Here is a 19,479-nt window from a genome sequence, read left to right on the forward strand (position 1 = left end):
AATTCTTCCACAGGTTTTTCGGTTGTCTGCAATTCTGCATTCACAACAAAACCCTGTGGGAGCCTGGCTTGCCAGCGATGGCGCCAGCCCAGGCAATTCAGTTCTTCCACAGGTTTTTCGGTTGTCTGCAATTCTGCATTCATAACCAAACCCTGTGGGAGCCTGGCTTGCCAGCGATGGCGCCAGCCCAGGCAATCTAATTCTTCCACAGGTTTTTTGGTTGTCTGCAATTCTGCATTCACAACAAAACCCTGTGGGAGCCTGGCTTGCCAGCGATGGCGTCAGATCAGGCAATACACATCTATTTGAAGCGCCGCTCCACGCCTTTCTCCACCAGAATCTTCGCCGAAATCTCTTCTACCGAAAAATGCGTGGAGTTGATGTGCGGAATATTCTCGCGGCGGAACAGGTTTTCCACTTCGCGTACTTCGAATTCGCACTGAGCGTAGCTCGAATAGCGGCTGTTGGGCTTGCGCTCGTTGCGGATCGCGGTGAGGCGGTCCGGGTCGATGGTCAGGCCGAACAGTTTGTGCTGATGGGCGCGCAGGGCGGCCGGCAAGGTCAGGCGCTCCATGTCGTCTTCGGTCAGCGGATAGTTGGCTGCGCGGATGCCGAATTGCATCGCCATGTACAGGCACGTCGGCGTCTTGCCGCATCGCGACACGCCCACTAGGATCAGGTCGGCCTTGTCGTAATAATGCGTGCGGGCGCCGTCATCGTTGTCGAGGGCGAAGTTCACCGCCTCGATGCGCTCCATGTAATTGGAATTGTGCCCGATGGAGTGCGATTTACCGACGGTGTAGGAAGAATGCTCGGTCAGTTCCTGTTCAAGCGGGGCGAGGAACGTCGAGAAGATGTCGATCATGAAACCATTGGACGTCGCGAGAATCTCACGAATGTCCTGATTGACGATGGTGTCGAAGATAATCGGGCGGAAACCGTCGGTTTCGGCGGCTTTGTTGATTTGTTGTACCATGGCCCGCGCTTTTTCCACGCTGTCGATGTACGGGCGCGTGAATTTGCTGAAGGTAATGTTTTCGAACTGCGCCAGGAGGCTTTGACCCAGGGTTTCGGCAGTAATGCCGGTGCCATCGGAGATAAAGAAAGCAGATCGTTTCATTTGCACCTTGGGCCTTAAGCTAATGAGAATTTCTGGATATGATAGGCGCGATTTGTCGGCCGCGATTGGCCCGCATTCTCACTTATTTTCCAGGTCCAGGCCATACAGCCGGCCAACGCTCCCCCGAGCAGCCGGTTTCTGAGCTTTTCCAACACAGTTAGTGGAGAGATCACCTTGGTAGAGTACGTAGTTTCCCTCGATAAGCTCGGCAAACACGATGTTGAGCATGTGGGGGGCAAGAACGCATCCCTGGGCGAGATGATCAGCAACCTGGCTGGCGCTGGCGTTTCGGTGCCCGGCGGCTTCGCCACGACTGCTCAGGCTTATCGCGACTTCCTCGAACTGAGCGGGTTGAACCAGCAGATCCACGATGCGCTCGACGCCCTGGACGTCGACGACGTCAACGCACTGGCCAAGACTGGCGCCAAGATCCGTCAATGGATCATGGAAGCCGAATTCCCTGAAAAACTGAATGCCGAAATCCGCACCGCGTTCGCCGCGCTGTCGGCCGGCAACCCTGACGTGGCCGTGGCCGTGCGTTCTTCCGCGACCGCCGAAGACTTGCCGGACGCATCGTTTGCCGGCCAGCAGGAAACCTTCCTGAACATCCGTGGTGTGGAAAACGTTATCCGCGCCGCCAAAGAGGTGTTCGCCTCGCTGTTCAACGACCGTGCGATTTCCTACCGCGTGCACCAGGGCTTCGACCACAAACTGGTCGCCCTGTCGGCTGGCGTACAGCGCATGGTACGTTCGGAAACCGGCACTGCCGGCGTGATGTTCACCCTCGATACCGAATCCGGTTTCCGTGACGTGGTGTTCATCACCGGCGCCTACGGTCTGGGCGAAACCGTCGTACAAGGCGCGGTGAACCCGGATGAGTTCTACGTCCATAAAGGCACGCTGGAAGCCGGTCGCCCGGCAATTCTGCGTCGCAATCTGGGCAGCAAAGCAATCAAGATGATCTACGGCGATGAGGCCAAGGCCGGTCGTTCGGTGAAGACTGTCGATGTCGACAAGGCTGATCGCGCACGTTTCTGCCTGAGCGACGCCGAAGTCAGCGAATTGGCCAAACAAGCGATGATCATCGAAAAGCACTACCAGTGCCCGATGGACATCGAGTGGGCCAAGGACGGTGACGACGGCAAGCTGTACATCGTGCAGGCCCGTCCGGAAACCGTGAAAAGCCGCACCCAGGCTAACGTCATGGAACGTTACCTGTTGAAAGAAACCGGCACCGTGCTGGTTGAAGGTCGCGCCATCGGCCAGCGCATCGGCGCCGGCAAGGTTCGCATCATCAAGGACGTGTCGGAGATGGACAAAGTCCAGCCGGGCGACGTTCTGGTTTCCGACATGACCGACCCGGACTGGGAGCCGGTCATGAAGCGCGCCAGCGCCATCGTCACCAACCGTGGCGGTCGTACCTGCCACGCGGCGATCATCGCTCGCGAACTGGGGATTCCGGCAGTGGTGGGTTGTGGCAACGCCACCCAACTGCTCAAGGATGGCCAGGGCGTGACTGTGTCCTGCGCCGAAGGCGATACCGGTTACATCTTCGAAGGCGAACTGGGCTTCGACATCAAGAAAAACTCCGTCGATGCCATGCCGGACCTGCCGTTCAAGATCATGATGAACGTCGGAAACCCGGATCGCGCCTTCGACTTCGCGCAACTGCCGAATGCCGGTGTGGGCCTGGCCCGTCTGGAATTCATCATCAACCGCATGATCGGCGTCCACCCGAAAGCGCTGCTGAACTACGACGGTCTGCCGCAGGAAATCAAGGACAGCGTCGACAAGCGCATCGCCGGTTACGACGATCCGGTCGGCTTCTACGTCGAAAAACTGGTTGAAGGCATCAGCACCCTGGCCGCGGCGTTTGCGCCGAAGAAGGTCATCGTGCGTCTGTCGGACTTCAAGTCCAACGAATACGCCAACCTGATCGGCGGCAAACTGTACGAGCCGGAAGAAGAAAACCCGATGTTGGGCTTCCGTGGCGCTTCGCGTTACATCAGCGAATCGTTCCGTGACTGCTTCGAACTCGAATGCCGTGCACTGAAACGTGTGCGCAACGAGATGGGCCTGACCAACGTCGAAATCATGGTGCCATTCGTGCGCACCTTGGGCGAAGCCAGCCAAGTGGTCGATCTGCTGGCCGAAAACGGTCTGGCCCGTGGCGACAACGGTCTGCGCGTGATCATGATGTGCGAACTGCCATCCAACGCGATTCTGGCTGAAGAGTTCCTCGAATTCTTCGACGGTTTCTCGATCGGTTCCAACGACCTGACCCAGCTGACCTTGGGTCTGGACCGTGACTCCGGGATCATCGCGCACCTGTTCGACGAGCGTAATCCGGCAGTGAAGAAGCTGTTGGCCAACGCGATTCAGGCGTGCAACAAGGCTGGCAAGTACATCGGCATCTGCGGTCAGGGCCCTTCCGATCACCCGGACCTGGCCAAGTGGCTGATGGAACAGGGCATCGAAAGCGTGTCGCTGAACCCGGATTCCGTGCTGGAAACCTGGTTCTTCCTCGCGGAAGGCCAAGCGCAGGCTTGATGAGTATGTGAACGGGCCGCTCCTTTTGTAGGAGTGAGCTTGCTCGCGAAGCGGACTGACATCCACTATCGATGTCGACGGATGTACCGCTATCGCGAGCAGGCTCGCTCCTACATTGATTGGTTCTTTTAGTGTTTCAAACAGGGCGAGCGCCTTCGGATGCCGCCCTTTTTTGTGCAAGAGCATTATGCAAAGCAGCAGCAACCTATTTCCTGTCGCCCTGATCAGCGCCGAACGACGCGGTGATCTGAGCGAAGACGTCTATCGATTGAAACCCGGCAACAGCCCGGACTGGTCCGTGGAGATCGCCGTCACCCGTTTGGGCATGGCCGATGAATCGACAGTGCGCGGCGTGCCGGTGATTCTGTTGCACGGCAGTTTTTCCAACCGACGCTTCTGGTATTCGCCAAAAGGCCTCGGGCTCGGCGCTTATCTGGCGCGCCTGGGCTTCGATGTGTGGATTCCCGAGATGCGCGGGCACGGCCTGTCGCAGCGCAATGAGAACTATCGCAAGAACCGCGTGGCCGACTATGCCCGCTACGACCTGCCGGCAATCGCCGCGTTCGTGCGCGAGCAAAGTGGTCAGGTGCCGCACTGGATCGGTCACTCGCTGGGTGGAATCACCCTGGCGGCGGCACTCGGTGGCGAATACCTCGGTGAGCCAGCGGTAGCATCGGCAGCGTTTTTCGGTACCCAAGTCAGCCGCACTTACTGGCCGTTGAAGATTCCGCCGGTAGAGTGGAGCGGGCGCTTCCTGCTCAAGCGCTTTGCGCAGCTGTCCGGCTCACGCCTCAAGCGCGGCCCTGAAGATGAGCCCATCGGCCTGGCAATCGAAAGCATGCGCTGGTACGGCTTGTTCGGTCGTTTTGGCGACAAGGACAAGGATTGGTGGGCGGGTCTGGCCGACGTTCAGGTGCCGGTGCTGGCCGTGACGGCGGCAGGTGATCACCAGGACCCTGCATGGGCCTGTCGCAAACTTTTCGAGCAGATCGGTTCCGAGCACAAGCAATTCATCAATCTGGGGCGCGAGCAGGGCTTCAGTGACAACTTCGGTCATGTCGAAATGCTGGTGAGCAAAGCGGCGCAGTCCGAAGTCTGGCCGTTGGTGGCGCGCTGGCTGCAGGATCAGCACACGCCGTTGCTGGGCGAGAAGCTGAATCTGGCAGCGGCGATTTGAGCCGAAGGCTCTGAAAAGGGCATTTCGCTTGGGTCGGCTTGCGGCTAAGATATGACGCATTGATCGGTTCTGGTCACATTTGGTGGCTGTTTAGCTATTACGTTTCAGCTTGTGTTCAGGTTCGTTCAGCGACCATTGCATGAACTAAGGTAAACAGCGACCGCCGGAGCTCGTTTCAAAAGAGTGCGACATCCTTGATCGTCTTCCTTGTTACAGGAGTTTATCGATGAACCATTACCTTACGCCTGACCTGTGCGACGCCTATCCGGAGCTGGTGCAGGTGCTGGAACCGATGTTCAGCAATTTCGGCGGCCGTGATTCTTTCGGCGGCGAAATCGTGACCATCAAATGTTTCGAAGACAACTCGCTGGTCAAGGAACAAGCCGAACTCAAGGGTAACGGCAAGGTGCTGGTGGTCGATGGCGGCGGTTCGCTGCGTCGTGCGCTGCTGGGCGACATGATTGCCGAGAAAGCTGCGAAAAACGGCTGGGAAGGGCTGGTGATCTACGGTTGCATCCGTGACGTCGATGTCATTGCCCAGACCGATCTCGGTGTGCAGGCGCTGGCCAGTCACCCGATGAAGACCGAAAAACGCGGTATCGGCGATCTCAACGTTGCCGTGACCTTCGCCGGTGTGACATTCCATCCGGGCCACTACATCTATGCGGACAACAACGGCGTGATCATTTCGCCGAGCCCGCTGACGATGCCTGAATAAATAGCGGCAAACCAAAGGGGTGAGGATGTTCGAGGAAGAAAACGCGCAATGGGGGCTGGTGCATGCCCTGGTGCTGGACGGTAAAGGCGGCGCGCGTTCGATAGCCCGGACTGAACTCGACGATTTGCAGCTACAGGCCCACGAGAGTCTGTGGCTGCATTGGGATCGCAGTCATCCGCAAACCCAGACCTGGCTGCGCAAATCCAGCGGGCTCAACGAATTCACCTGCGACTTGTTGCTGGAGGAAAACACCCGTCCGCGCTTGTTGCCGCTGCCGGATTCCGAGCTGCTGCTGTTTTTGCGTGGGGTCAACCTCAATCCCGGTGCCGAGCCGGAAGACATGGTTTCGGTACGGATCTTCGCTTCTGCTCAACGGGTGATTTCCCTGCGTTTGCGTCCATTGCGCGCCACCGATGAGTTGCTGGCGATGCTCGGTGAGGGCAAGGGGCCGAAAACGTCCTCCGAACTCATCCTTTATCTGGCGCAGTTCCTCACTAATAAAGTGCAGGATCTGGTCACTTGCCTCTCGGAAATCGCCGATGAGGAAGAAGAAAAGATGGATGCCGACGAACGGTATACTCCCGAGCACGGGGCCACTTTGCACATCCGTCGCAGAGCGGCCGGGCTGAAACGTTTCCTGGCACCGCAGCGGGATATTTTCGGCCAGTTGACGCGGATAAAACTGCCCTGGTTTGTCGATGACGATGCCGACTACTGGAACGAATTGAACAACAGCCTGACCCGTTATCTCGAAGAGCTCGAATTGACCCGAGAGCGCGTGGGGCTTGTGCTGGAGGCCGAAGACCGGCGTTTGAGCGTGCGCATGAATCGCACGATGTACCGGTTCGGCATCATCACCGGGATCTTTCTGCCGATGAGTTTTCTCACCGGTCTGCTGGGTATCAATGTCGGTGGAATTCCGCTCTCGGGAAGCCCTTACGGCTTCCTTGTCGCGTGCCTGCTGATGGTCTCGGTGGCCATCGGACAATGGTGGTTGTTCCGCCGTTTGCGCTGGGTTTGAACATGCCGCATGTGACCCGACCAAATTTGCCCGCGTCTTTCACAGACATCACGAGAGGTGCGTATGCACGATCCGTTTGAACAGTCTTTGCGCGACATGCTCAACGCCTCGCCGTCCACCCGCGACGACGACGCATGCCTGGGCCGCGTTCTCAAAACCGCCAACCGCCAGGTCGGCGCAGGTGATCTGTTCAGCCTGCTGGGCCGTTGGCTGCCCGCGCTGATGATCGCCCTGAATAACGGATCGGCCCATGTCTCGCCGGTTTCCCGTCTTCGTAAACCTACCGCTCGTACTGCTGATAAGGCTGATTGAATATGGAACTTGATCTCTGGACTCAGAGCCTCGTCACTGCAATGACTGCGTTGTGGACCAAGGTAGCGAATTTCATCCCTAACCTGTTCGGCGCACTGGTTGTGCTGCTGTTGGGTTTTGTCGTGGCCAAGCTACTCGACACCTTGCTGTCGAAATTGCTCGCCAAACTCGGTCTTGATCGCCTGATGGGCGGCACCGGGCTGACCAAATTGATGTCGCGTGCGGGGCTGCAGGTTCCGATTTCCACCCTGATCGGCAAGATTGTCTATTGGTTCGTTCTGCTGATATTTTTGGTTTCTGCAGCAGAATCCCTTGGACTTGAGCGAGTTTCAGCTACGCTTGATATGTTGGCGCTGTATTTGCCGAAAGTATTCGGCGCCGCGCTGGTATTGCTGGTAGGTGTTTTGCTCGCGCAACTGGCCAACGGGCTGGTGCGCGGGGCGGCAGAAGGCGTAGGCCTGGACTACGCTTCGGGGTTGGGGCGTATCGCTCAGGGCCTGGTGATTATCATCAGCCTCTCGGTTGCGATCAGTCAGCTCGAGGTCAAGACTGACCTGCTGAACCATGTGATTGTCATTGTTTTGATTACCGTTGGTCTGGCTGTTGCGCTGGCCATGGGTTTGGGAAGCCGGGAAATTGCCGGTCAGATTCTTGCGGGAATCTATGTGCGTGAGTTGTATCAGGTTGGGCAACAAGTGCGTGTTGGCGAGGTCGAAGGCCAGATCGAAGAGATCGGCACGGTTAAAACCACATTGCTGACCGATGAGGGTGAGCTAGTCTCACTTTCCAATCGGATCCTGTTGGAACAGCATGTGAGTAGCCGCTAATCCGGCAAACCCTGCTAATGTATGCCGCCGCAAAATGCCAGCTGATGCTGGTTGTGGCGGACATTGACCTGACTGTCGGCACGACTTGTTTTGAATAAAGCCCATACGCTATCCACGCGCTACGACCCCCGCGAGCTCTCTGATGAGGAGTTGGTCGCGCGCTCGCATACCGAGCTTTTTCACGTGACGCGCGCCTATGAAGAATTGATGCGGCGTTACCAGCGAACATTATTTAACGTCTGTGCGAGATATCTTGGGAACGATCGCGACGCAGACGATGTCTGTCAGGAAGTGATGTTGAAGGTGTTGTATGGCTTGAAGAACTTCGAGGGGAAATCGAAGTTCAAGACATGGCTATACAGCATCACTTACAACGAATGCATCACACAGTATCGGAAGGAACGGCGAAAGCGTCGCTTGATGGACGCATTGAGTCTTGACCCGCTGGAAGAAGCGTCTGAAGAAAAGGCGCCGAAGCCGGATGAGAAGGGCGGACTCGATCGCTGGCTGGTGTATGTGAACCCGATTGACCGTGAAATTCTGGTGCTACGATTTGTCGCAGAGCTGGAGTTTCAGGAGATCGCAGACATAATGCACATGGGTTTGAGTGCGACAAAAATGCGGTACAAACGTGCTCTAGATAAATTGCGTGAGAAATTTGCAGGCATTGCTGAAACTTAGTTCAGCGCAAATATCTCTTACGTGTAGGCAAGTTCTGATAGACTTGCCGCCGAGTTGTCCCCCGGTTTGCGGGACTGCTTCACAATCACCAGATGGGGATTTAACGGATGAAACTGAAAAACACCTTGGGCTTGGCCATTGGTTCTCTGATTGCCGCCACTTCGTTCGGCGCTCTGGCACAAGGCCAAGGCGCAGTTGAAGGCGAACTGTTCTACAAGAAGCAGTACAACGACAGCGTCAATCACGTCGAAGACGGCTTCAACCCAGGCGCCTCTATCGGTTACTTCTTGACCGACGACGTGTCGTTGAACCTGACTTACGACAAGAACAACCACACCCGTTCGAACGACGGTACCGGCAGCCAGAAACTGCACGGTGACAACTTCGGCCTGAACGCTCAGTACCACTTCAACAACGCTGGCGACGCTCTGCGTCCTTACGTTTCCGGTGGTGTTAAGCACGGTAGCCTGACCAACGTAGCCGACGACGGCCACACTGGTCGCGATCAGTCGACCTACCTGACTGCTGGCGCTGGCGTTAAGTACTACTTCGCTGAAAACTTCTACGCCCGTGCTGGTGTAGATGCTGACTACAAACTGGACAACGGTCGCTGGAACTACGCTCCAGTTGTTGGCCTGGGTGTGAACTTCGGTGGCGGCAACAAGCCTGCTGCTGCTCCAGTTCCAGCACCAGCTGAAGTCTGCTCCGACAGCGACAACGATGGCGTTTGCGACAACGTTGACAAGTGCCCGGATACCCCAGCCAACGTAACTGTTGACGCTGATGGCTGCCCAGCAGTTGCTGAAGTTGTTCGTGTTGAGCTGGACGTTAAGTTCGACTTCGACAAGTCGGTCGTTAAGCCTAACAGCTACGCTGACATCAAGAACCTGGCTGACTTCATGAAGCAGTACCCAGCCACTCACACCACTGTTGAAGGTCACACTGACTCCGTCGGTCCTGACGCTTACAACCAGAAACTGTCTGAGCGTCGTGCAAACGCCGTTAAGCAAGTTCTGACCAACCAGTACGGTGTTGAGTCGTCCCGCGTTCAGTCGATCGGCTACGGCGAATCCGCCCAGTTGCTGACAACAAAACTGAAGCAGGCCGTGCTGTAAACCGTCGCGTAGAAGCGCAGGTTGAAGCTCAAGCTAAGTAATTAGCTGCCGCTCCGAGAAAAGCCCGGCTTAGGCCGGGCTTTTCTTTGCCTGCGATTTGATGAGGTTTGGAAGGTCTATGCCGATTGATCTGCCGTCATCGCGGGCAAGCCACGCTCCCACAGGGATTGAGTTGCAGCGGCCGCCACCGCGCCGATAACCAGAATTGCAGGACTTTTCAGTTCAAAGTCGTGGGCATCTTCCTCCATGGCCGTCAGATCACTCCGACACTCACGTTGCTGCGGCAACGAAGCATTTTCGATCATCGCCACCGGCGTATCCGCCCGCATTCCTCCTGCCAAAAGCTGTTCGCGAATCTCGCTGAGTTTTGCCACGCCCATGTAAATCACCAGTGTCGTCCCGCCTTGTGCCAGTGCCTGCCAATTCAACTGGCTGTCATCTTGCGTGTGCGCAGTGACCAGCGTCACCCCGCGTGCCACGCCACGCAGCGTCAACGGGATAGCGCATTGCGTCGCCCCGGCCAACCCGGCAGTAATGCCATTGACCAGTTCCACTTCAACTCCGCGCTCGCGCAACCACTGTGCCTCTTCGCCACCGCGACCGAAAATGCACGGATCGCCGCCCTTGAGGCGCACCACGCATTTGCCGTGACGGGCGTAACGCAGCATCAATCTGTGGATAAAAGCCTGAGGCGTCGAGCGGCAACCGCCGCGTTTGCCGACCGCGATGATTCGCGCAGTCGGGCAATGCTCCAGCACGGCGTCATTGACCAGATCATCAATCAGCACCACATCCGCTTCACGCAGTGCGCGCACGGCTTTGAGTGTCAGCAGTTCCGGGTCGCCTGGACCCGCACCGACCAGCCAGACTTTTGCGTTCATGGTGTTTTCCTCATCAGATGACGGTGATTGGCTGCGGATGGGCCGCCAGCAATCGCTTGATTTCCGGGACGCAGGAGCCGCATTGAGTGCCGCATCCCAATTTGTTTTTCAAACCTTGCAGATCCAGACCGTCGCGAATGCCGGCGCAGACTGCGTTGTGGCTGACGTTCTTGCAGTTGCAAAGGGTTTTGCCGGAGGTGATTTCGGCACAGGCATTGCCAGGTGGCGCACTCATCGGCGCGAGCAGCCAGCGGCGTAATTGCTCGTCGGCACGGCCTTCCAGCCAGAGATTCTGCAACCAGTGTTGGGCGAGTGTTTCTCCAGCGAGGCGAATCGCGGTGATGCGCCCGTTTTCGATGCGCACCCGTTTACCAATGGCGCGGCGCGGGTCGTCATACGCCAGCACCGGCCCCTCGATCAGCGCCAGGCATTGGTCGATTTCCCGCAGCAATTGCGGATTCGGTGCTTCGGCGCTGGCGGCGCGTATCAGCAATGCCGGACGTTCACGTCCGACAAGGCTGATACTTACGTAGGAAAACGCCTCACACAGCGGTCGTAGCGTCTCAAAATGCCGTTGAACATCACCCTCGATCAGTGCGAACAGTTGCCACGGCAAATTCACCGGCTCCAGGCGCACGCCGCTGTGTTTGAGTTCCGGTTGTTTCGACAGAGGATCGAAGGCGGGCAGGGTCAAACTGTTCACCCCGCCCTTGAGAAAGCGGTCGCCCCAATGCATCGGCAGGAATGCCTGGCCCGGGCGCACGCTGTCATCGCTGGCCACCGCCACGATCACTACACCACGGCGACTTTTCAGGCTCACCAGATCACCCGGTTGCAAGCGGTGCCGACGCAGTTCGTCCGGATGCAGACTCAACACAGCTTCGCTGACATGGCCGAACAATTGCGCAGCGGTGCCGGTGCGGCTCATGCCGTGCCATTGATCACGCAGACGTCCGGTAATCAACGTCAGTGGAAAGCGTGCGTCACGTTGCTCCTTGGCGGCGCGATACGGTTCGGCGATGAACTGCGCGCAACCGCTGGCCGTGGGAAAAATCCCGTCGCCATACAGCCGTGGCGTACCTTGGCTGGCGCCGGTGGGGAAGGGCCATTGCTGTGGGCCGATCTGATCAATCAGTGCATGGCTGATCCCGGATAGATCCAGATCGCGGCCACGGGTCAGTTGTTTGAATTCGTCAAACAGTTGCGCCGGATGATCAAAGGCAAACAACGTTGGCTGCTGCGGGCGCAGACGTTTCTCCAGTCGTTGTGCGAAATCCACGGTGATCGCCCAGTCCGGACGCGCCTCACCTGGTGCGACAACAGCTTTGCGAACGTGGGAAATCCGCCGTTCCGAGTTGGTCACAGAGCCTTCTTTTTCGCCCCAACTGGCAGCGGGCAGTAGCAGGTCGGCGAATGCAGCGGTTTCGGTGGTTCGAAACGCTTCCTGCAACACCACGAACGGGCAGGCCTCCAGCGCTGCTCGCACCGCTTGTTGATCAGGCATCGACTGCGCAGGGTTGGTACAGGCAATCCATAACGCCTTGATCTTGCCGCTGCGCATCTGCTCGAACAGTTCGACGGCGCTGAGCCCGGCGGTCTCGGGTAGTTGATCGACACCCCAATAAGCCGCCACTTCTGCACGATGCTCGGCGTTGGCCGCTTCTCGATGCCCCGGCAGCAGATTGGACAGGCTGCCGGTTTCCCGCCCACCCATGGCGTTCGGCTGACCGGTCAAGGAGAAAGGTCCAGCACCCGGACGACCGATTTGCCCGGTGGCCAGGTGCAGATTGATTAGCGCACTGTTTTTCGCGCTGCCAGCGGTGGACTGGTTCAACCCCATGCACCACAGCGACAGAAAGCTCGGCGAAGTGCCGATCCATTCGGCGCATTGCTGCAACTGCTCGATGCTGATCCCGCACAGCTGCGAAACCATCGCCGGGGTGTAATCGCGCACCAGACTTTTCAGCTCGGCGAGGCCTTCGGTGTGGGTCTTGATGAACTCGCGGTCGATCCAGTCTTCCCACAGCAGCAGATGCAAAATCCCATGGAATAAAGCGACATCGGTGCCTGGCAGAATCGCCAGATGCAGATCTGCCAGGTCGCAGGTGTCGGTGCGCCGTGGATCGATGACGATGACTTTCATCTGCGGGCGGCGGGATTTGGCTTCTTCCAGACGCCGGAAAAGTACCGGGTGGGCGTAGGCCATGTTACTGCCGACAATCATCACGCAATCGCTGAGCTCCAGATCCTCATAGCTGCAAGGCGGCGCATCGGCGCCGAGGCTGCGTTTGTAGCCGACCACTGCCGAGGACATGCACAGCCGCGAATTGCTGTCGATGTTGTTGGTGCCGACCAAGGCCCGCGCCAGTTTGTTGAAGGCGTAGTAATCCTCGGTGAGCAATTGCCCGGAGATATAGAACGCCACGCTGTCCGGGCCGTGTTCAGCGATGGTTTCGGCGAACACATTGGCCGCGTGTTCCAGCGCGGTGTCCCAGTCAGTCCGGCTGCGTGCGAGGCCCTTGCCCAGACGCAGTTCCGGATACAGCGCGCGGGCGCTCGGATCGCCGGTCAGGTGCAAGGTCGAGCCTTTACTGCAGAGTTTGCCGAAGTTGGCCGGATGCGCCGGATCGCCGCTGACGCCGAAGATCTGTTCGCCGTCATGCTCGATCAACACGCCGCAGCCGACCCCGCAATAACAGCAGGTCGAGGCGGTCGTCTGGCGGTTCATCAGGCGACTTCCCGCAACGCCAGGAATACCCGGCCATTTTCGACCCGGGCCAAATGGTGATGCGCGCAACCAATGTCCGGTGCCTGCGCTTCGCCGGATTGCAGGTCGATCTGCCAGTTGTGCAGCGGGCACGCTACGCGTTTGCCGTAAATCAAACCCTGAGACAGCGGCCCGCCCTTGTGCGGGCAGCGGTCATCGAGTGCGAAAACTTCATCGTCGCTTGTGCGAAAAATCGCAATGTCACCTTTCGGTCCGGCAATGATCCGCGAACCGAGGGCGTTGATCTCTTCCAGGGCACAGATGTCGAGCCAGTTCATGCTGGCACCTCCAGATTTTTCACGGGAATAACGTCGAATTCTTTCTTCAGTTGCGGCTGTGCCAGACGCTCTTTCCACGGGTCCTGTTCGAACGACAGAGAGAATTGCAGGCGTTCGTTCAGCGCCTTGCGCCGCTGCGGATCTTCCAGCACGGCTTGCTTGATGTGTTCCATGCCGACCCGTTGCAGGTAGTGTACGGTGCGTTCGAGGTAGAAGGCTTCCTCGCGATACAGCTGCAAAAAGGCGCCGTTGTATTCGCGCACCTCGTCGGCAGTCTTCAGCTTGACGAAGAACTCGGCGACCTCGGTCTTGATCCCGCCGTTGCCGCCGATGTACATCTCCCAGCCGGAATCGACGCCGATGATTCCTACGTCTTTGATCCCTGCTTCCGAGCAGTTGCGTGGGCAACCGGAGACCGCCAGTTTCACTTTGTGCGGCGACCACATGTTGAACAGGTCGTGCTCAAGCTCGATGCCCAGTTGCGTCGAATTTTGCGTGCCGAAGCGGCAAAACTCACTGCCGACACAAGTCTTCACGGTGCGGATGGATTTGCCGTAGGCATGCCCGGATGGCATGTCGAGATCCTTCCAGACTCCCGGCAGATCCTGCTTCTTGATCCCCAGCAGATCGATACGCTGACCGCCCGTGACCTTGACCATCGGCACGTTGTATTTGTCGGCGACGTCGGCGATTCGCCGCAGTTCGGACGGATTGGTCACACCGCCCCACATCCGTGGCACGACAGAGTAGGTGCCATCTTTCTGAATGTTGGCGTGCGCACGTTCGTTGATCAGCCGCGACTGCGGATCATCCTTCGCTTCGCCGGGCCAGGTGGAAATCAGGTAGTAGTTGAGCGCCGGGCGGCAGGTCGCGCAGCCGTTCGGCGTGCGCCAGTTGAGGTAACTCATGGTGTCGGCGATGGTCAGCAGATGCTGGTCGCGGATCGCTTGACGAATCTGCCCGTGGTTGAGGTCGCTGCAACCGCAGATGGCTTTTTCGCTTTTCGGTTTGACGTCGGCCGCACCGCCGACGGTGTTGATCAGGATCTGCTCGACCAAACCCGCGCAGGAGCCGCAGGAGCTGGCAGCCTTGGTGTGTTTCTTCACGTCGTCGACGCTGAACAGGCCGTGTTCCTGAATCGCCTTGACGATGGTGCCTTTGCACACGCCGTTGCAGCCGCAGACTTCGGCGTTGTCGGCCATGCTCATGGCTTTGTCCTGGCCCTGATGTCCTACGTCGCCCAAGGCGTTTTCGCCGAACATCAGGTGATCGCGGATCTCGCCGATGGCGTGATTCTCACGAATTTGTCGGAAATACCAACCGCCATCTGCCGTATCGCCGTACAGACAGGCCCCGACCAGCACGTCATCCTTGATCACCAGTTTTTTGTACACCCCGCCAATCGGATCGGAGAGGGTGATGGTCTCGGTGCCTTCGCCGCCCATGAAGTCGCCGGCAGAAAACAGGTCGATGCCGGTGACTTTCAATTTGGTCGAGGTCACCGAGCCCTTGTAGGTGGCGAAACCGAGTTGCGCGAGGTGGTTGGCGCAGACCTTGGCCTGTTCGAACAGCGGCGCGACCAGACCGTAGGCGATCCCGCGATGGCTGGCGCATTCGCCGATGGCGTAGATGCGCGGATCGTAGGTTTGCATCGTGTCATTGACCAGAATCCCGCGACTGCACGGGATGCCGGCCTTTTCCGCGAGTTCGGTGTTGGGGCGGATGCCGGCGGCCATCACCACCAGATCGGCAGGGATGATGTCGCCGTTCTTGAACTGCACCGAGCCGACCCGGCCATTGCCTGCGTCGTGCAGGGCTTGGGTCTGTTCGCACAAGCGAAAGTGCAGGCCACGGGATTCGAGGGCGCTTTGCAGGAGCTGGCCACTGGTCTTGTCCAGTTGCCGCTCCAGCAACCATTCGCCGATGTGCACAACGGTTACGTGCATGCCGCGCAGCATCAGGCCGTTGGCGGCTTCGAGGCCGAGCAGGCCTCCGCCGATGACCACTGCGTGCTTGTGGATTTTGGCGGTGTCGATCATTGCCTGGGTGTCGGCAATGTCGCGGTAACCGATCACGCCCTGCAGGGTATTGCCGGGAATCGGCAGAATGAATGGCGTGGAGCCGGTGGCGATCAGCAAGCGGTCGTATTCGGCCTCGGTGCCGTCCTCAGCAATCACCCGGCGCCTGATCCGGTCGATCTCCACCACTTTGCGATTGAGCAGCAGTTTGATGTGGTTTTCCAGGTACCAGTCGAGATCGTTGAGCACGATTTCTTCGAATGTCTGCTCACCGGCCAATACCGGCGACAGCAGGATGCGGTTGTAGTTGGTATGCGGTTCGGCGCCGAAAACGGTGATGTCGTACAGCTCGTTGCTCAGTTTGAGCAGCTCTTCGAGGGTGCGAACCCCGGCCATGCCATTGCCGATCATCACCAGTTTGAGCTTTTTCATCAGGTTCTCCGGGAGCTGCGGCTTGCCTCTTGTGGGCAGTCAGGCCTGGCTCGACAAATTTTGCGCAACAAAAAAAGGCGTCCCGCTAGTTGCCTAGCGAGGACGCCTTTGTCCTTGTCCCGTTCTCTCGGGAAGCGCAGCCTTCGTCGTTGAAGGTTGGGCTTTATGTGTGGTGATGGGATTAATGCAGTGGTTGTGCCAAGTGGGAAAAGCCCCGGATTTGTTGGGTTTCAATCGAGTCAGTACTGAGATTTGTGCACCGGGGAAATGCATGGCGCCCGGTTTTGATGCAGAGAATCAAAAGATCGCAGCGTGCCGCAGCGCCTACAGTTGGAATGCAATCCCCTGTAAGAGCTGCGGCACGCTGCGATCTTTTGGGGGCAACCAAAATTCAGCCATGAAACACCAGAAACAGCAGCACCAGATTCATCACCAGAGAAACCAGCGCCAACGTCCGCCAAACCTTCAGCGGCTCGCGCTCCAGCAACGGTCGGGGCCTGACACTCAAGCTGTTTCGCTCACCCTGTTCCAGAACCAGCAACCACTCTTCCGCCGTTTCAAAGCGCTGCTCCGGCTCGGCCGCCACCCCACGTTCCAGGCAGTGCGCCAACCATTCCGGCAGATCCGGGCGGTAACGGCTGGCACTCACTGGTACCCCGAAACGCGGGCGCTGGAATGCCTCGATTTCACCGTACGGATAATGCCCGGTCAGCAGGAAATACAAGGTGACGCCCACTGCATACAAATCCTGCCGAGCGCTGGGTTTATCGCCACGAAAGGCTTCCGGCGCAATGTAACTCGGGGTGCCCGGCAAGGTTGATGGCAAGTCCTCGGACAGGCCCGGACAGTAAGCCAGGCCAAAATCCAGCAGGCGTAATTCACCGTCGTCACCCAGCAACAGGTTCTCCGGTTTGATGTCGCGATGGAGGATCTGCCGTCGATGCAGCAAGCCCACAGCGCGCAACAGCCGTTCGGCCAACGACTGCCATTGCGCCAGCGGCAACTGGCCGTTTTGTTGGTAGAGCCGGGCCAATGTCGAGCCCGAGTATTCGCGCATCAGGTAGTACAAATGCTGACGCTGATTGAGGCTGTGGATTTCAGGGAAGTGCCGCCCAGCCACCCGTTTGAGAAACCACTCCTCGGCCAGTAGCGCTTGCCCGGCCCGGGAATCGTCGATCAAACGCGTGGGCAGGGTTTTCAACAGCCAGGGTTGGCCTTGTCCGTCGAGTACCCGGTAGAGCAGTGATTGTTGGCTCTGCGCGACAATTCCCTGCACCTGCCAGCCTTCGAAAACCTGTCCCGGTTTCAGTGCTGGTGGCAGCGGCCATTGCTGTAACTGGATCAAGGCCTCGCCGATGTTCGCTTCACCGACAGCATCGACGCGCACCAATAAAGCGCTGGCGTTGTCCTGACTGCCAGCCATGTGCGCGGCTGCCACCAGCGTCTGCGCAGCGCTGGCCAGATCCGTTTGATCGCGCAGGATCGCCGCAATCGCGCTATCGCCCAGCGTCGCCCAGATGCCATCGCTGAGCAGCACGAAACACTCGTTATCGCGCAATTCACCGTCGAGGAAATCCAGCACCAGATGCTGATCCAGGCCCAAGGCGCGCTTGAGCACATGCTGCATGCCCGGTTGATCCCAGACGTGATCCTCGGTGATGCGTTGCAGGCTGTCGGCATGCCAGCGGTAAACCCGGCAATCTCCTACATGCGCGAGGGTAAAGCGCCGACCGCGCATGACTAAAGCGCTGACAGTGGTGAGCAACGGTTGCCCACCGCCATTGGCTTGCAACCAACGGTTTTGTGCCAGCAGCAAACGCTCCAGCGCCTGCGCCACGCTCCAGGTTTGCGGGGTGGCGTAGTAATCCTGAGCGAGTGCCTGCAAGGTCGAACGCGCCGCGAGACCGCCATCGGCGCATTGGCTGACGCCGTCGGCGATGGCGAACAGGAAACCTTTGCTCGCCGCCACGTCCGCCGCCGGCGTCACCAGACGTAAAGCGTCCTGATTTTCGGCGCGAGGCCCGCAGGCAGTGGCGTCGGCGAAGCTCAGTTGCAGGGCCATCGATGTTTCAGACCCGCGCCGCGGTCACAGCCGCCGAACCCCAAGTGGTTCTCCAGCGACGCTTGACCCCGTGCAGGCCGAACCACGCCAGCACGCCAAGGCTGGCGAACAACCACAGCGCCAGTTGATAGCTGCCGGTGCTTTGCTTGATCGCGCCCATGCCCGCCGCCAAGGCGAATCCGCCGATACCGCCGGCCATGCCGATCAACCCGGTCATCACGCCGATTTCCAGACGGAACCGTTGCGGCACCAATTGGAACACCGCGCCGTTGCCCGCGCCGAGCCCGAGCATGGTGCAGACGAAAAGTGCCAACGCCGCGTAGGAACTTGGCAGGTTGAAACCCACCGCCGCGATGCAAATGGCCGCCACGGTGTACATCGTCAACAGTGTGCGGATACCACCGAAACGATCGGCCAACGCGCCGCCCAGCGGCCGCATCAGACTGCCACCAAACACGCAGGCAGCGGTGTAGTAACCGGCGGTCACCGGGCTCAACCCGTATTGATCGTTGAAGTAGCCGGGCAGGGCGCTGGCCAGGCCGATGAAGCCGCCGAAAGTCACGCTGTAAAAGAACATGAACCACCAACTGTCGCGGTCGCCGAGGGCCTTGAAATAGTCGGCGACGGATTTGGCTTTCGGCCGTTGCGGCGCGTTTTTCGCCAGCCAGGCAAACACGACTAGCGTCAGAATCAAAGGAATCAGCGCGAAACCGAACACATTGCTCCAGCCGAACGATGCGGCCAGTACCGGGGCGATCAACGCGGCAAACACGGTGCCGGAGTTACCCGCTCCGGCGATGCCCATGGCTTTGCCCTGATGCTGCGGCGGATACCACTGCGACGCCAGCGGTAAAGCAACGGCGAATGAAGCGCCGGCCATGCCGAGGAACAGACCCAGCAGCAGCGCCTGTTCGTAGCTGTGGATACCGAGTTTCCAGGCGCCGAACAGCGCGCAAATAACGATCACCTGCCCGATCAGCCCGGCGGTTTTTGGTGACAGGCGATCAGCGAGCATGCCCATGGCAAACCGCAACACCGCACCCGCGAGAATCGGTGTGGCGACGACGAGGCCGCGTTGCTGGGTGGTCAGGTGCAGGTCGGCAGCGATCTGCACCGCGAGCGGGCCGAGCAGATACCAGACCATGAAACTCAGGTCGAAATAGAGGAAGGCTGCGAACAGGGTCGGGGTATGGCCGGATTTCCAAAAGCTTGAATTCATCGCGCACCTCAGCTGTGAAGAGTCTCGAAAGGGAGTCATGTGCCAGCAAGTGGGGCGCCGCCACGGCCGCACCACCGGCCCCGGGCTTTGGGGCCAAAACGAAAAAACGCCGCTACCCGATGCGCCGGTTGAGGCGAAAGGAGTGAGCGACGTCTTTGTCGTAGGTGGGGCAACCGCCGTTGGTTACCTGTGCTGAATGCTTAGCGAGATTTGTGCCAACAGTTCGAGACCGAGGTGCGGCCCATCGCTGGCAGGCCAGCTCCCACAGGTTCTCTGGTGTTCACAAATCCTGTGAGAGATT

The 19,479-nt window shown here is 58.7% G+C and carries 15 protein-coding genes and 1 pseudogene; 8 read left to right on the plus strand and 8 right to left on the minus strand.

The features are described from left to right. Together ACIOZM_RS17185 and ACIOZM_RS17190 are read right to left on the minus strand one after the other, a co-directional pair. A partial coding sequence (locus tag ACIOZM_RS17185; protein WP_401215999.1) for a hypothetical protein occupies positions 1-242 on the minus strand: 242 nt, incomplete at its 3' end. Positions 243-301: 59 nt separating this feature from the next. Beyond that, complete coding sequence (locus ACIOZM_RS17190; protein ID WP_129391417.1) at positions 302-1,120, minus strand: pyruvate, water dikinase regulatory protein; 819 nt, start codon at positions 1,118-1,120, stop codon at positions 302-304. A 174-nt stretch (positions 1,121-1,294) separates the two neighbouring features. Between ACIOZM_RS17190 and ppsA the strand changes: the two genes are divergently transcribed. The 8 genes and pseudogenes from ppsA to ACIOZM_RS17230 all read left to right on the plus strand — a co-directional run bounded on the left by ppsA (position 1,295) and on the right by ACIOZM_RS17230 (position 9,562). After that, positions 1,295-3,670 carry a phosphoenolpyruvate synthase gene (gene ppsA, locus ACIOZM_RS17195; RefSeq protein WP_401216001.1) on the plus strand — a complete coding sequence of 792 codons (2,376 nt, stop codon included), beginning with the start codon at positions 1,295-1,297 and terminating at the stop codon, positions 3,668-3,670. Positions 3,671-3,857: 187 nt separating this feature from the next. Further along, positions 3,858-4,847 carry an alpha/beta fold hydrolase gene (locus ACIOZM_RS17200; protein WP_401216003.1) on the plus strand — a complete coding sequence of 330 codons (990 nt, stop codon included), beginning with the start codon at positions 3,858-3,860 and terminating at the stop codon, positions 4,845-4,847. Positions 4,848-5,073: 226 nt separating this feature from the next. Beyond that, positions 5,074-5,565, plus strand: a complete 492-nt coding sequence (rraA, locus tag ACIOZM_RS17205; protein ID WP_401216005.1) for a ribonuclease E activity regulator RraA — start codon at positions 5,074-5,076, stop codon at positions 5,563-5,565. A gap of 25 nt (positions 5,566-5,590) precedes the next feature. Beyond that, positions 5,591-6,586 carry a zinc transporter ZntB gene (locus tag ACIOZM_RS17210; RefSeq protein WP_401216006.1) on the plus strand — a complete coding sequence of 332 codons (996 nt, stop codon included), beginning with the start codon at positions 5,591-5,593 and terminating at the stop codon, positions 6,584-6,586. Between the two features lie 63 nt (positions 6,587-6,649). After that, entirely contained in the window at positions 6,650-6,898 is a 249-nt protein-coding gene (locus tag ACIOZM_RS17215; protein ID WP_075949122.1) for a CrfX protein, read from the plus strand. A 2-nt stretch (positions 6,899-6,900) separates the two neighbouring features. Then, positions 6,901-7,725, plus strand: a complete 825-nt coding sequence (locus ACIOZM_RS17220; RefSeq protein WP_064116923.1) for a mechanosensitive ion channel family protein — start codon at positions 6,901-6,903, stop codon at positions 7,723-7,725. 90 nt (positions 7,726-7,815) lie between these two features. Continuing rightward, positions 7,816-8,406, plus strand: coding sequence for an RNA polymerase sigma factor SigX (sigX, locus tag ACIOZM_RS17225; RefSeq protein ID WP_401216009.1), 591 nt, complete (start codon positions 7,816-7,818; stop codon positions 8,404-8,406). Positions 8,407-8,513: 107 nt separating this feature from the next. Continuing rightward, positions 8,514-9,562 (plus strand): annotated as a pseudogene (locus ACIOZM_RS17230) (OmpA family protein). Between the two features lie 75 nt (positions 9,563-9,637). Here ACIOZM_RS17230 and cobA read toward each other — a convergent pair. From cobA to ACIOZM_RS17260, 6 genes are all read right to left on the minus strand, one after another. Next, positions 9,638-10,402: a uroporphyrinogen-III C-methyltransferase gene (cobA, locus tag ACIOZM_RS17235; RefSeq protein WP_401216010.1), complete on the minus strand. Its 765-nt coding sequence runs from the start codon at positions 10,400-10,402 to the stop codon at positions 9,638-9,640. Positions 10,403-10,415: 13 nt separating this feature from the next. Further along, complete coding sequence (locus tag ACIOZM_RS17240) at positions 10,416-13,130, minus strand: molybdopterin-dependent oxidoreductase (protein WP_401216012.1); 2,715 nt, start codon at positions 13,128-13,130, stop codon at positions 10,416-10,418. After that, entirely contained in the window at positions 13,130-13,447 is a 318-nt protein-coding gene (nirD, locus tag ACIOZM_RS17245) for a nitrite reductase small subunit NirD (RefSeq protein ID WP_401216014.1), read from the minus strand. Before nirD ends, ACIOZM_RS17240 begins: the two co-directional genes overlap by 1 nt. After that, a complete protein-coding gene (gene nirB, locus ACIOZM_RS17250; RefSeq protein ID WP_401216016.1) occupies positions 13,444-15,897 on the minus strand; it encodes a nitrite reductase large subunit NirB in 2,454 nt (817 codons plus the stop codon). Before nirB ends, nirD begins: the two co-directional genes overlap by 4 nt. 391 nt (positions 15,898-16,288) lie before the next feature. Beyond that, positions 16,289-17,959, minus strand: coding sequence for a protein kinase (locus tag ACIOZM_RS17255; RefSeq protein ID WP_401216017.1), 1,671 nt, complete (start codon positions 17,957-17,959; stop codon positions 16,289-16,291). Positions 17,960-17,966: 7 nt separating this feature from the next. Next, positions 17,967-19,178, minus strand: a complete 1,212-nt coding sequence (locus tag ACIOZM_RS17260; protein WP_401216019.1) for a nitrate/nitrite transporter — start codon at positions 19,176-19,178, stop codon at positions 17,967-17,969. Between the last annotated feature and the right edge of the window lie 301 nt (positions 19,179-19,479).

The organism is Pseudomonas sp. NPDC087346 (genome assembly GCF_044744235.1).
GTDB lineage: Bacteria > Pseudomonadota > Gammaproteobacteria > Pseudomonadales > Pseudomonadaceae > Aquipseudomonas.

What these genes read in the sequence shown, in the direction of transcription:
- ACIOZM_RS17190 (WP_129391417.1), bottom strand. Translation starts at nt 1,120, where the DNA reads ATGAAACGATCTGCTTTCTTTATCTCCGATGGCACCGGCATTACTGCC.
- ACIOZM_RS17200 (WP_401216003.1), top strand. Translation starts at nt 3,858, where the DNA reads ATGCAAAGCAGCAGCAACCTATTTCCTGTCGCCCTGATCAGCGCCGAA.
- rraA (WP_401216005.1), top strand. Translation starts at nt 5,074, where the DNA reads ATGAACCATTACCTTACGCCTGACCTGTGCGACGCCTATCCGGAGCTG.
- ACIOZM_RS17210 (WP_401216006.1), top strand. Translation starts at nt 5,591, where the DNA reads ATGTTCGAGGAAGAAAACGCGCAATGGGGGCTGGTGCATGCCCTGGTG.
- ACIOZM_RS17215 (WP_075949122.1), top strand. Translation starts at nt 6,650, where the DNA reads ATGCACGATCCGTTTGAACAGTCTTTGCGCGACATGCTCAACGCCTCG.
- ACIOZM_RS17220 (WP_064116923.1), top strand. Translation starts at nt 6,901, where the DNA reads ATGGAACTTGATCTCTGGACTCAGAGCCTCGTCACTGCAATGACTGCG.
- cobA (WP_401216010.1), bottom strand. Translation starts at nt 10,402, where the DNA reads ATGAACGCAAAAGTCTGGCTGGTCGGTGCGGGTCCAGGCGACCCGGAA.
- ACIOZM_RS17240 (WP_401216012.1), bottom strand. Translation starts at nt 13,130, where the DNA reads ATGAACCGCCAGACGACCGCCTCGACCTGCTGTTATTGCGGGGTCGGC.
- nirD (WP_401216014.1), bottom strand. Translation starts at nt 13,447, where the DNA reads ATGAACTGGCTCGACATCTGTGCCCTGGAAGAGATCAACGCCCTCGGT.
- nirB (WP_401216016.1), bottom strand. Translation starts at nt 15,897, where the DNA reads ATGAAAAAGCTCAAACTGGTGATGATCGGCAATGGCATGGCCGGGGTT.
- ACIOZM_RS17255 (WP_401216017.1), bottom strand. Translation starts at nt 17,959, where the DNA reads ATGGCCCTGCAACTGAGCTTCGCCGACGCCACTGCCTGCGGGCCTCGC.
- ACIOZM_RS17260 (WP_401216019.1), bottom strand. Translation starts at nt 19,178, where the DNA reads ATGAATTCAAGCTTTTGGAAATCCGGCCATACCCCGACCCTGTTCGCA.